This window comes from Paenibacillus sp. FSL E2-8871 (genome assembly GCF_038000345.1).
Taxonomy (GTDB): domain Bacteria; phylum Bacillota; class Bacilli; order Paenibacillales; family Paenibacillaceae; genus Paenibacillus_AQ.
Genome location: NZ_JBBOBV010000001.1, coordinates 3,365,197 through 3,378,521 on the forward strand (window position 1 = coordinate 3,365,197; position 13,325 = coordinate 3,378,521).

Sequence of the window (13,325 nt, forward strand, 5' to 3'; positions counted from 1 at the left end):
ATAGAGGATATTTACAAGACTCCGAGGATTTTTACATTGTGCATTTATGGTAGAAGAGGACTTAATATTTGGGGTGAAACAAAAAGTAGCGAGCCTCCCAAGATAGGAGACTCGCTACTTTATTTTGTTACCGTTTTGAAAGGATAAAGGGATTTATTTCTCAATCAGTTTGAAATCGTCAAAATGGAATTCTGGAGAAACGATACAGGATACCAGGACCGGTTCTGATCCTAACGGGCGAGCCGCCTGCCATACGCCTGCTGGAACTACCACCTGCGGCTGTTGACCTGCAGCAATATCGAGACCCAGAATAACTTCCTGCACATTCTCAGGCTTATCTCCATTACCTCCGAGACTAAGCACTATTGGACTACCGGAATGCCAGAACCAAACTTCATCGGACAAAACAGTATGCCAATCAGATTGCTCGCCCTCGTGAAGCAGAAAATAAATCGAAGATGCCGAATGGCGCGATCCGGAATAGCTATCCCCAAGCACTTCCTGCGGAATTTCAAATTCGGAGTTCCAAAGTCTTTTGTACCAACCGCCCTCAACATGGGGCTGTAATCCGAGCAGTTCAACTAACGGTGAGATTTCTTTTTGTGTCACGGTAGCTTCTCTCCTTCAAAGTTTGCATGAGCAACAATAGCTTCGTATGCATAGGGTTGTTTTTGCTTTTTACTTTAACGGAAGAAGCACGAATTGTAAAATCTATTTACTATCCTTGCTCGCTTTGAATACCTCAGCAATCGCCCCAAGACTTCCCAGCGTTTCAACAGCGCTTGTTGGCAAGAACACTTTATTGGCAGGACCTTTGGCGATTTCAGCCAGAGCCTCGAAGGAGCGATATGCGAGCACATGCTCATCCAGACCTGCTGAGCGAATCAGCTCAATGCGTGATTTTTCTGCTTCAGCCACTGCTTGAATTGCTTTCGCCTCACCATGAGCTTCCAGCTCCTGTGCTTGTCTTGAACCCTCTGCTTGGCGGATACGTGCTTCCTTGTCGCCTTCCGCTTTCAGAATCTTGCTCTGCTTATCCCCTTCAGCACGCAGGATCATATCTTGTTTGGCAGCTTCCGCTTCCAAAACAATCGCCCGTTTGCTCCGCTCCGCTTTCATCTGCTTATCCATTGCTTCTTGAATATCGAGCGGAGGCTTGATATCGATGACTTCCACACGCTCGATTCTTACGCCCCACTTCTCTGTAGCCTCATCAAGCGCCAGACGAATATCAGTTGAGATTTTTTCACGCCCAGAAAGCGTTTCATCCAATTCCAGCTTACCAATAATTTGCCGCATAGTTGCCGTTGAAATGTTTCTTACCCCATATACATAATCGGAAATACCATACGTAGCTTCCTCTGGTCCAACTACTTGATAGAAAATAATCGTGTCGATCTGCACCTGCACGTTATCCTTCGTGATTACCGTTTGTGGAGGCACATTCGCTTGTTGAATTCTTAGATCATGGTAAGTACGTACCTGATCAATCACAGGTATCAGAATGTTCAGACCCGGCGTCAGTAGACGATTGAATTTACCCAGACGTTCCACTACACCTACCCGTTGTTGCGGTACGATTTTGATCGTTAATGCCACAAATACTACGACTACAACTAGAATAATTGAAATAATTGCCCATTCCATTAGTTCATATCCCCCCATCGTTCTACTTCAATAATGGTCGTGCCTCGCTTCACTACTCTTACCACTTCGTCCTTGCCCAAAGACTGGTCAGAGCTCGCGCTCCACGTATCTCCGCCTACCTTCACTTGCCCGTAACGCCCCTGCTCAATCGGCTCAATGACAACTCCTTGCCTGCCTACGATTTCTGTGCCTGTATCCTTGAACCCACGTGAACTGCGAAATTTAGAAACCAGTGGTTTCGAGAATATAGTCAGACCAAGTGCGACCAGTGATCCGAGGATCACCTGAAACAAAATGGCTTCAGGAACAATCAACGACACCAAACCTGCGGCCAACGCACCAATACTAAGCCATAGCAGATAAAAAGTAAGCGTCATCATCTCTACAACAAACAGGACACCGGCTGCGATCAACCAAAACACAACCATCGGTGAACCCACCACCTTCCGTATGATACTACTATAACGAAAAGAAACAGCGATGCGTTGCGTAATTCCGTAAAAATATTGCAGGCATGTATATAATTTATATTCATAACATCGGAGGTTATGTGTTCTGCATGAGTTTCCTTAAAAAGAGGACATGCACCTTTTCTATCAAAGTTCACCTAAACAAGTATCCATGAATTAGAAAAATGTCCCCCTATATTACCGAATTTTATCCCTAGCATAATCCCTCTCTATGCTTGAAAATAAGAAATGCCTTCACCCATAAATAAGAAATTAATCCTAATTATTGAACTCCAAACCCACTCTTCTACTCACCCTACACCCCTTCAACAATGTTACATCTACAAGTTTATCAAAAAGCAATTCTTAGAACAGCAGTTTAGAAAGCGCTTACTTATTGCGTGAGCTTCATGTAGACCGCTATTTTTTTGCTGCTAAATCTTTGAACAGGGTGTCAGTAGAATGAGAGATTTGCAAGGGTGAAGGTACAGGTGAATTTCAAACTATGGGAGGTGAAGGTTGGGATTTCTTGCCGAAAAGAATTTCGAACTACACATTGAACCTTGGAGGTATAAAATCAATGATATTCACGAAAAAAAGTTCACGTAAGACCTTTGCGATCGCTATGATCGCCACGCTTGTTCTTACACTTTTTTCAGCCCTGGGTAGTAGTGCCAAAACGGCCAACGCCGCACAGGATTATAAACTGGTTGGTTATTACGCTTCTTGGGCCGCTTACGGGCGGGCTTACAATGTATCAGATATCGATCCTACCAAAATGAATGTCATTAACTACGCCTTCGCAGATATTTGTTGGAATGGCATTCACGGCAACCCTGACCCTACCGGCCCTAATCCGGTAACATGGAGCTGTCAAAATGAGCAAGCACAGACTATTAACGTTCCGAACGGCACGATTGTTCTGGGTGACCCGTGGATTGACACCGGAAAGAGCTTCGGAGATGACAAATGGGATGACCCCATCAAAGGTAATCTGAAGCAGCTATGGAAGCTGAAAGAAAAGAACCCGAACCTGAAAACGTTGATCTCCGTTGGGGGCTGGACCTGGTCGAACCGTTTCTCGGATGTGGCGGCTACAGCCGTAACCCGTGAGGTTTTTGCCAACTCGGCGGTAGACTTCATTCGTAAATATAAAATGGACGGGGTCGATCTCGACTGGGAGTACCCAGTCAGCGGTGGGCTCGCAGGCAACAGTTATCGTCCCGAAGACAAGGAAAACTATGTACTTCTACTGCAAAAAATTCGTGAGAAGCTAAATGCTGCTGGTCAGACCGATGGCAAAACCTACCTGCTGACCATTGCTTCCGGTGCAGGACCGACGTACGTCAATAACAATAATCTTGCAGGTATTGCTTCCATTGTTGACTGGATCAATATTATGACCTATGACTTCAACGGGAGCTGGAATAAGACCACAGGTCACAATGCTCCTTTGTACTATGATCCAGCCGCATCTGCATCAGGTCTGACCGAACCACAAAACTTCAACATCGACAAAGCGGTAACCAGCTATTTAGCCAATGGCGTACCTGCGAACAAATTAGTTCTTGGTATGGGATTCTATGGCCGTGGTTGGGGAGGCGCTCCTGCAGCAGGAAATGGTCAATACCAATTGTCCGCTGGTATTTCGTCCACGGGCACATGGGAGAAGGGCAGTTATGATTTCTACGACCTCGAAGCTAATTATATTAACAAAAACGGCTATACCCGTTATTGGAATGACACTTCAAAAGTGCCTTATCTCTATAATCCAACGAACCAAACTTTTATCAGCTATGACGACATAGAATCTTTTGGCCATAAGATCAGTTATCTCAAATCAAAAGGATTAGCGGGTGCCATGTTCTGGGAGACAAGTGGTGACCGGAACAAAACACTGACCAACAAGCTGAACGCCGACCTTGGCGGAGGAGTGGTACAGCCGACACCAACTCCGACTCCAACAGCAACTCCCACACCATCGCCTACGGCAACCGCAACTCCAACCGCAACTCCGACTCCTACGGTAACTCCAACACCAACGGCTACTCCAGGACAATGCGCAGCGGCGTGGAACCAGACTGCCGTATATACTGGCGGCCAGCAAGTTTCTTACAACGGTTCAGTCTATGAAGCTAAGTGGTGGACTCAAGGCGATCGTCCCGACCTTAGCGGTGCTGCTGGAGTCTGGAAATTCATCAACGTATGCGGGACAGCAACTCCGACTCCGACGGCAACAGTGGCACCAACCGCAACTCCCACACCAACGGCCACTGTAACACCGACAGCAACAGTAGCACCAACCGCAACAGTAGCACCGACAGCAACTCCGGCTCCAACCGCAACTGTAGCACCGACCCCTGGGAGTTCTAGCTGGATTGTAGGAATCGCTTACAAAACGGGTGACATCGTTAGCTACAACGCCAAAACGTATACTTGCCTCCAGCCCCATACTTCACTTCAAGGCTGGGAACCAGCGACCACACCCGCACTTTGGAAGCTGAATTAAGACTCATTATTAACGCGAATGGATCATCGTTCCTAATCTACTCCCGCAGTTATATTATCCCTTTTGGAGGAATGTTAAATGAACATAAGTACACGTAATAGGCGAAGTAAATCCGCACGCTACATTGCGGCCTTAATGAGCGCCATCATTCTGCTTCCGCTTTACACAAGTGCAGGTGGATCGTCGCAAGTAGCCTTAGCAGCAGGGACGACGCCTACTGCTCCAGCTCCGGCTGCAGATCATCCGCGTAAAATTGTAGCTTACTTCCCGGAGTGGGGAGATCAGGAGAACAAAGGATTTTATACTGTTGATAAAATACCGTGGGGCAAAATCACTCACATTAACTATGCGTTCGCCAAGGTAAACCCTCAAACGAACAAGATTGATCTGATGGACCGTACAGCAGCTATCGAAAAAGACTACCCTGACCAATTAACTAATTTGCCGTATAAAGGACATTTTAATCAACTCGTAAAGTATAAGCAGTTATACCCCGATGTCCGCACCCTGATTTCGGTTGGTGGTTGGTCGGGTTCTGGTGGTTTTTATAACATGGCCAATTCGGAAGCTGGCCGCGAGACCTTTGCCAACAGTGTTGTGGATTTTCTACGTACCTACCAATTCAACGGTGTGGACATTGATTGGGAGTACCCATCTGGTACTGGTCAATCAGGTAACCCGAATGACTTCGGTGTGGCTGAGCCGCTGCGCACAGTGAATTACAACAACTATGTTCTCCTCATGAAAAAGCTTCGTGAAAAGCTGGATCAGGCAGGCGCACAGGACAATCAGAAATATGACCTAACCATCGCCGCAACCGCCTCCTCTTGGATTCTGGGCGGAATGAAGCTAGGGGAAGCTAACCAGTATTTGGACTGGGCGAACCTTATGACCTATGATTTCCACGGCGCTTGGAATGGATATGTTGGGCCGCATTCCGCCCTGTACCCGGATTCTCGTGATACTGAAACAGCTGCGCTGGGCACTCCGGTTCTGAATACCGACTGGGCCGTTCGATACTATTTGGGTACGCTTCCTCCAGAAAAAATCGTCATCGGAGTTCCTTATTACTCACGTGGCTGGAAGAATGTAAATGGAGGCATCAACAACACCGGTCTTTATGGTACAGCTCCTACAACCGGAGGTGGAGCCGACGGCGTATACGGAATCTGGAATGATCCTGCACCAGAGCAGCCGGCTGGCGCAAATCCAATCTGGCATGTGCTGAATCTGCTCAAAGATCCAGCGAACAAACGTTATTTCGATCCCGTTACCAAAACTCCATACTTATTTAACGCAGACAAGAAGGTCTTTCTTACGTATGAAGATAAGGAGTCACTGGGCTACAAACTGGATTATATCAAGCAAAAAGGCTTGGGAGGGATGATGTTCTGGGAACTGACCGGCGACTACTCTGAAAAGAGTGATGGCACCTTTACGTACGGCAACTCGTTGACCGATTTTGCCTATGACCAGCTTAAGACAGCCTCTCTGCCAGGTGGAACTCCGAAGCCACAACTACCTGCACCTACGAACTTCAGTCTTAGCTTCAGTGGCGCTTACGATCATCCGAATTATACCTACTCCCTGAAAATAACGAATAACACATGCGCGGATATCTCCGGTGGCTGGAAGCTGGAATTCGATCTACCGACAACAACAACCTTGACCTCTGCATGGGGAGCCGGTACTGTAGAGCAAATCTCTACAGATTGGGACTTTAATCGCTATCGTATTACCGGGACTGCATCTCAAACGATTGCAAACGGAGCCACACTGGAAGTTCCAGGCATGATGAAGCTGAATTTCTCGGGTGGTCCGCAGCGAATTACGCTGAACGGAAGCTCGTCCCAGCAGGAATACGACAAACTGTATGGAGGCATCACTCCAACGCCTACACCTACACCTACGACAACACCGACACCGACAGCAACACCAACGGCGACGCCAACCGCAACGCCAACACCGAAGCCCACCGTAACACCGACGCCGACTGCAACCATAGCACCTACTCCAACACCAACCGTTGTACCAACACCGACACCAACTATAGCACCTACTCCAACGCCAACCGTTGCACCAACGCCGACACCAACTACAGTACCTACTTCAACACCAACCGTAACACCAACGCCAACTGCAACACCGAGTCCGGGAATATCTGCCTGGGCAGCAGGAGTAGCATACAGAGCGGGTGATAAGGTTAGCTACAACGGGTTAACGTATACATGTCTGCAGCCCCACACTTCACTTCTGGGCTGGGAACCGACAGCAACACCTGCACTCTGGAAGCTGAACTAATCCATTAATATGATAAGTTTCACCTAATAAACCAAAAGAAGCTTGCAAACCAAGATATGTATCTTGGATTTGCAAGCTTCTTTATTTTATCTCTCATGCGACCGCATGGAGCGCTTAGATTAGGAATTCAAGTCGTTAGCAGCAGCTAGCTTCTCAGTCAGCGACCTTAGCGCAGTTCCTCGGTGGCTAATCCGCTGCTTCTCTTCGAGCGTTAGCTCGGCCATTGTCTTTTCATATTCCGCCAAGTAAAACAACGGATCGTAGCCGAAGCCTCCACCACCAGCAGGTTCGGATGTGATCCATCCCTCCACTGTGCCTTCAGCGGTTAATTCTCGTCCCGAACTTGGATCGTATAAGGACAACGTACAGACAAAACGGGCTGTACTTAGCAAAGGCTGTCCGGTATCCTCACCCTGTTTTAGCTTCTCCAGCTCGCTAAGCAACTTCAGGTTGTTCTCTTCATCCCCCGCATCTTCCCCTGCGTAACGTGCAGAGTATACACCCGGTTTGCCATCCAAAGCGTCTACGCAAAGACCCGAATCATCGGCGAGTACCGGAATTCCCAGGGCATCGCCTACGGCTTTGGATTTTTTAAAGGCGTTCTCGGCAAAAGTGGCTCCGTCTTCCACCACATCGGGCAGATCCGGATAGTCGTACATACTTTTCACTGTCAGCCCTAGCGGGGCAAAAGCATGCTCGAATTCGCGTACTTTCCCCTTATTCTTCGTCGCAACAATAAGAATACCGCCGTCAGACTTCATGCTACACCTCTTGGCCCGGCTGGCCGGAAGGGATTTTGAGAGCAATCGCTCCAAGCGCTTCTTTCTGCGCAGCAATCAGTTCATAGATTCCCTTCTCACCTAGACCCAGCAAAAGGTCCAGCTCTTGACGAGTGAACGGTCTTTCTTCGCCAGTCCCTTGAAGTTCAACAAAGGCACCGCCGCCAGTCATAACTACATTCATATCTACTTTTGCTTTGGAATCTTCTTCATAATTCAAATCGAGCAGCGTTTTATCCCCTACAACACCGACACTGATTGCCCCCAAGAAATCTGTTATAGGAAACACAGGCAACTTGTGCTGAAGTGCAATTTTGTTAATAGCAAATGCCATAGCAACAAAAGCACCTGTAATCGAAGCGGTCCGCGTACCACCATCCGCCTGAATCACATCACAGTCCAGCGTAATACTACGCTCGCCTAACGCATGTAAATTCACTACGGAACGAAGCGCTCGTCCGATCAGCCGTTGGATCTCCATAGTCCGTCCGGTAAGCTTACCACGTGCAGCTTCACGCTGATTACGGGATTGAGTTGCCCGAGGAAGCATCGAATATTCAGCGGTTACCCAGCCTTTTCCTTGCCCTTTAAGAAACGGAGGCACTTTTTCCTCCACAGTAGCCGTACAAATGACTTTGGTATCTCCCATTTCAATGATCACGGAGCCCTCAGCATATTTATTCGTTTGGGTTGTTATTGTCAGCGGCCGTAATTGGTCGTCGTTTCGCCCGTTTGATCTCATCTTTTCTGCCTCCTACATCGTATAGCTAAAAGTTTAGCGTGAGTCCCATTGCCCCGTCATAAATACCGAGTAGCACAATGCTTGGGACGTAACGTCTTTTTGAGCAACTTTTATTCTACCAAAGAGGAGGCACAAAAGCATCTTTTAAACCTTACAGGGTCATTCTATAACGGGATCTCATTCAAATATTCAGGTGCGGAAACAGGTTTGCTGTAGTCCACATTATCTGTATCCGTAATCGACTCCTTGCCGTTCAAGCGAATTTGTACCAGAGAATCATCCGAATTTTGCGCAACCGTCAGTACGACCGATTCCAGCATTTCAGCGGGTACACCTTTACCATCTGTGAACATATCATCCGTCAAGGACACGGTAACTACACCGTTCTGCCCAGCATCAACGGAATCAAGTATCGTCCCCTGTGTCATGACCATTTCCAGCCCATTTCCAGATTCAGGACCTGCAATCAATTCGTTCAAAGCAGCAGTCAGCTGTTCTTGTCCGGCGGGTACAAATCGGGTTACAGGTACATAATATTGGATACCGTCAGGAGATGTTGTGGAAAAATAAACAGTAACCGCACTGGAGTTCATCAGAAGTGGACCTTGCTTCGGCAAGTTTATGCCCATTGTGCGGGTTAATGGACGATCCAGCGGAGTTCCTTGAAGCGGCATCTCTGTGAGCTTTTTACCATCTACCCAGAGCTGTACACTTTTAATGTCATCTTGACCGGTCAGCGTCCAAGTGATAGCTTCGAGGATTTTACGTTCCTCTAAAGGATCATAGTTATTGAATTCTTTATTAAATTCCACGACAGCTAAATTCGACTTCTTATCTACCGTAATATTTTGAACTTCCGTTCCAGCTGGAAGAACGCCTAGGAAGCCTTCAGGCACTGATGAGGCATATTCTCCCTTGCTCACTAATGCCATTAACGAGTTTTTGAGTGCGCTGGAATCTTTGCTCTTTGGCAAGCTTAGGGATACAGGAGCGAGTAATCCATTACCATCTTCCAAAAATACAGTTGTCCGATCTCCGGAAGCATTGCCCTGTGAAGTTTTGGTGCTGCCTTTAACCGCTGTCTGTGTATCATCCTGTGTCACAGGACCGAATACACCTGAATCCAACGTAGTATTTCCACTAGTCTGTAACATTTGTGCTTCAACCTCTGGTGGCGGAGCATCAATCGATGCCGATTCTGAACCAAACAGCCCACAGCCGGACAGTGCCAGTGGAACTGCGAGTAAGCATACTGCGGAGATTCCGCGGATTTGTTGCATAGGTTTCATCATTTATTACCCCTTTCAAGGTTAGATATCATTTGTACTGCTATGTATACGAGACCTTTGTCCAAAAAATAACAACAGCTTATCCTAAATTGTTGGAAAAGCCTGTGAACTACTTCTTCATCTCAAGTAGGGCCTGGATTTCAGTTCGCTGAAACTTCCCTCGCTGGACAAATACTTCCAGTAAACGTACAATCTGAGGTAACAACAGTCCTTAACATCATACTAACGTTTGCTGTAATGAAATGACTTACTAAACAACGAGGTGACTGAACATGGCTGATGACAAAATCGAAAAAATTCCGTACAGTCTGAACAGCAAGGCCGTCGCAGATGCGACCAAATTCTGGCTGAACAAGCGTGGAGTAACCCTGGAAGAAATCGCGGAACTCGTTATGTTCCTGCAACAGAAATACTATCCGAATTTAACGATGGATGAATGTATCCATAATGTAGAGATGGTGCTTAGCAAGCGAGAAGTACAAAATGCAGTACTAACAGGCATTCAATTAGATGTAATGGCAGAAGAGGGCAAGCTGTTCTCCCCACTTCAAGATATGATCGAAAATGATGAGGGATTGTACGGCGTAGATGAGATTCTTGCCTTCTCTATCGTGAACGTATACGGCAGTATCGGATTTACCAACTATGGCTATGTGGACAAGCTGAAGCCAGGCGTTCTTCAAAGGCTAAATGACAAAAGTACCGGACAAATTCACACCTATCTCGACGACATCGTTGGAGCCGTGGCGGCGGCAGCCAGTAGCCGAATCGCACACCGCAAGCAAGCGGAGCGCGAAATTGAGCTGGATCTGCCTCACACACCAGAGGATCGCGAAGAGGCCGCTAGGAAACTTGCGGAATATGATGAAACTCCGGAGTGAGGAGTTTTAGGTACACCAGAACGATGAGTTTCAGAACGACTATATGAAACTCTGAGGAAAAAGCGATTGTTTCACAGCCCTGCGGGCTGTTGAGACAATCGCTTTTTTGTGGGTAGCGGACGAGGAGTTCTACGATGGTGCTTCTGCTATGGGGGTTCTACGGTGGGGGTTCTACGGTGGGGGTTCTACGGTGGGGGTTCTACAGGGGCTCGTTGCATATAGGGAAATCCTCCCTATAAAATAACGATTTTGGCTCAAATATAGAGATTATACGGAATTCTTCCCTATAATCTCTATGAAAATCTCAATTCATAGCCAAATCAGTAGAATTATAAGGAGAAATTCCCTATAAACAGATTTAGAATCATTAAACCCAAAATTATAGGGTGAAATTCCCTATAATTACTACCAACGTTTACCTGCATGATATACATCATTTAGTTGCTCGACTTTTGAAACGTTTCGCCCATGCTATCGGACTCAGGAGGCGCTACACTCATAAATCACCCTGAATCTGAACACTTACGGTCTCCAGAGATGCTATTCGCTCAAAAATGACCCAAAACACTACTCTGTACAAGTAATAACGCCTTTCCGGTCCGATACTAACCTCAAAAGCTCCAAAATCAACGAATAGCGTCATCTGAGTCCGAATACATACGCTAACGCATGAATATGGAAGCGATCGAAGGATGGAAAGAGGGAAGGAGGAACAAGGTTACTCAAATACAAAAAGAGCAGTCCCCACAATCAGGACTGCTCTTTAACAAGTTATACTTTCCAGTACAATTCGATCTTGCTTGTAAGATACTCTCTAGCTAATATGTTCTCCAACACTTTCAGCTGCGTCGAACAAGAAACCGCCGTCTGCCTCCAGCATGACTGCCCGTCCCCGGCGCACTAATTCCGCCAAATGCGCCAGGGTCTCACTCATCGCAAAGCGCATCTGATGAACAGTCGTTACTCGGCTGCGAAACAGGAATTCGCACACCGCGAATCCGCTGAGCGGACCGCTGGTGAGCAGCGCCGCCGCTGTATCCAGCCGCTCCTCATGATGAGCGAGCAGGCTGCTTACCCGGTGCGCGAAGCCAGCGAAGGGCTCGCGATGACCCGGGAACGCCATGCTGACCGGGTAGCTGCCCAGTTCCCGCAGCCCCTGAAGGAACGTCTGCAGCGGCTGTGGATCGCTGCCTGGCAGTAGGCTGACATTGGGCGAGATCTGCGGGAGCACAGCGTCCCCACAGATCATAAGCCCGCTGTCAGCATGATACAGGCTCACATGCCCCGGTGCATGTCCGCCGGTAATAATGAGCTGCCATTCACGGTCGCCCATCTTGAAGGGCTCCGCCACATTGAAATAAGAAACGGCAGGCTGCGGCTCCACTTGGGAATTAAAGCTTTCCAAGTGGGCTTTAATCCCGTTCGACCACTGCTCCGTCATCCCATGCCGGATGAAATAATCCGGTAAGATCTCATTTATGCCTACATCATTGTCTACGCCATTTCCCGTATCTTCATCCATGTCATTCCCCTGATCTTCACCAGTGCCCAAGCCCCACATCAACCTAGCCTCCGCATGGGCGCGCTCCGTCATCCACACTTTACAGCCACTCTGTGACTGCAGCCACCCGGCTAATCCATAATGATCGGGATGATGATGCGTGACGACGATATCCCGAATATCCATCCACGACAAGTCCAGCTCCTGCAGAATGCCGAGCCAGCAATTCTCTGTATCCGGGCTGCGCGGACCCGGATCGATAATAGTGACTCTGCCATCTTCGTCCGAAAGAATATAGCTGTTCACTTGACGAAGAGGCGAGTCCATGGGTACCGAGACTTGGAGAATGTTCTTGTCCCATGAAGTAATCTCTGCCTTAGACATGGAGCGTTCACCACCTTTGAATCTTTTTCCGGAAACCATTTAGGGACGTGTTCCACCAAAGATCATCCGCGTGGACCTTTCTGCATCATAAACCTCATCTTCATAGCTGCCATGTACAGCTTCGAGCTGCAAGCCCGCTTTCTCAATCATTTCCTTGAACTCCTCCAGTGAATAAAGCTTCACACGCTCATGATATTGACGAGGCGTAGGGTCATTCTTAGTGGTTAGAATGATGTCCTTCTTCACATAACCATCCTCAATTCGGCGTGACTCATCTATCAAATTCTCTCCGTCCTCACGCGTAGAATGCGGCACCAGATGACGAATCACATGCGCAGGATTCAAAAAATCAATAACGAACTTGCCACCTGGCTTCAGCAGACGATAGATTTCACGCAGAACCTTTACTTGCTCCTCATCTTTTTCAAAATAACCAAAAGAAGTGAACAGATTAACTACGGCATCGAATCCTCCATCTAGTGGTAAATCACGCATGTCGGAACGGATCCAGGTTACCTTCTCCGCCTCGACTTGAGATCGAGCTTCACGCAACAAGACCTCCGACAAATCCACTCCGGTAACCTCGTATCCTTCCTTCGCAAGTGCCAGAGAATGACGTCCCATCCCACAACATAAATCCAGTACTTTCGAACCTGGAGGCAGTCTCAGCCAGGCGATCATCTGATCTACTTCTTTACGTGCTCCACCGAAATCCCGGTGCTTATATACGATCAGATAGTCCTCACCAAAGCTCTTTTCATACCATTCAGTCATGTTGTCTCTCCTCTCCTCCTACAGGCGTCATCCCGCAACTCCACTTCATGTATGCTAATGTATCGCCAT

General features: G+C 47.7%; 11 protein-coding genes. 3 read left to right on the forward strand and 8 right to left on the reverse strand.

The features are described from left to right. Nucleotides 1-153 precede the first annotated feature (153 nt). The 3 genes from NYE25_RS15390 to NYE25_RS15400 form a co-directional block, all read right to left on the reverse strand. Nucleotides 154-609 (reverse strand): cupin domain-containing protein, encoded by a 456-nt coding sequence (locus NYE25_RS15390; RefSeq protein WP_076286056.1) that lies wholly within the window; start codon nt 607-609, stop codon nt 154-156. A 102-nt stretch (nt 610-711) separates the two neighbouring features. Then, the gene (locus NYE25_RS15395) at nt 712-1,647 is read right to left on the reverse strand and encodes an SPFH domain-containing protein (RefSeq protein ID WP_042191323.1); all 936 of its coding nucleotides are present in this window, start codon (nt 1,645-1,647) and stop codon (nt 712-714) included. Then, nucleotides 1,647-2,075, reverse strand: a complete 429-nt coding sequence (locus NYE25_RS15400) for an NfeD family protein (protein ID WP_076300470.1) — start codon at nt 2,073-2,075, stop codon at nt 1,647-1,649. Before NYE25_RS15400 ends, NYE25_RS15395 begins: the two co-directional genes overlap by 1 nt. Nucleotides 2,076-2,676: 601 nt before the next feature. On the opposite strand from NYE25_RS15400, the gene NYE25_RS15405 reads away from it, so the two are divergent. Then, nucleotides 2,677-4,605, forward strand: coding sequence for a glycosyl hydrolase family 18 protein (locus NYE25_RS15405; RefSeq protein WP_341146308.1), 1,929 nt, complete (start codon nt 2,677-2,679; stop codon nt 4,603-4,605). Between the two features lie 78 nt (nt 4,606-4,683). Then, nucleotides 4,684-6,906 carry a glycosyl hydrolase family 18 protein gene (locus NYE25_RS15410; protein ID WP_341146309.1) on the forward strand — a complete coding sequence of 741 codons (2,223 nt, stop codon included), beginning with the start codon at nt 4,684-4,686 and terminating at the stop codon, nt 6,904-6,906. A 119-nt stretch (nt 6,907-7,025) separates the two neighbouring features. Here the strand turns inward: NYE25_RS15410 and NYE25_RS15415 are convergent, their stop codons facing one another. From NYE25_RS15415 to NYE25_RS15425, 3 genes are all read right to left on the reverse strand, one after another. Then, nucleotides 7,026-7,667 carry an XTP/dITP diphosphatase gene (locus tag NYE25_RS15415; RefSeq protein WP_341146310.1) on the reverse strand — a complete coding sequence of 214 codons (642 nt, stop codon included), beginning with the start codon at nt 7,665-7,667 and terminating at the stop codon, nt 7,026-7,028. A gap of 1 nt (nt 7,668) precedes the next feature. After that, nucleotides 7,669-8,427 carry a ribonuclease PH gene (gene rph, locus NYE25_RS15420; RefSeq protein WP_076286052.1) on the reverse strand — a complete coding sequence of 253 codons (759 nt, stop codon included), beginning with the start codon at nt 8,425-8,427 and terminating at the stop codon, nt 7,669-7,671. Between the two features lie 164 nt (nt 8,428-8,591). Continuing rightward, entirely contained in the window at nt 8,592-9,716 is a 1,125-nt protein-coding gene (locus NYE25_RS15425) for a GerMN domain-containing protein (protein WP_339248666.1), read from the reverse strand. 272 nt (nt 9,717-9,988) lie between these two features. Between NYE25_RS15425 and NYE25_RS15430 the strand changes: the two genes are divergently transcribed. After that, a complete protein-coding gene (locus NYE25_RS15430) occupies nt 9,989-10,597 on the forward strand; it encodes a phosphatidylglycerophosphatase A family protein (RefSeq protein WP_076286050.1) in 609 nt (202 codons plus the stop codon). An 814-nt stretch (nt 10,598-11,411) separates the two neighbouring features. On the opposite strand, the gene NYE25_RS15435 is transcribed toward NYE25_RS15430, so the two are convergent. Then, nucleotides 11,412-12,482: an MBL fold metallo-hydrolase gene (locus NYE25_RS15435; protein WP_341146311.1), complete on the reverse strand. Its 1,071-nt coding sequence runs from the start codon at nt 12,480-12,482 to the stop codon at nt 11,412-11,414. Nucleotides 12,483-12,521: 39 nt separating this feature from the next. Beyond that, entirely contained in the window at nt 12,522-13,256 is a 735-nt protein-coding gene (locus tag NYE25_RS15440) for a class I SAM-dependent methyltransferase (protein ID WP_341146312.1), read from the reverse strand. Nucleotides 13,257-13,325: the final 69 nt, after the last annotated feature.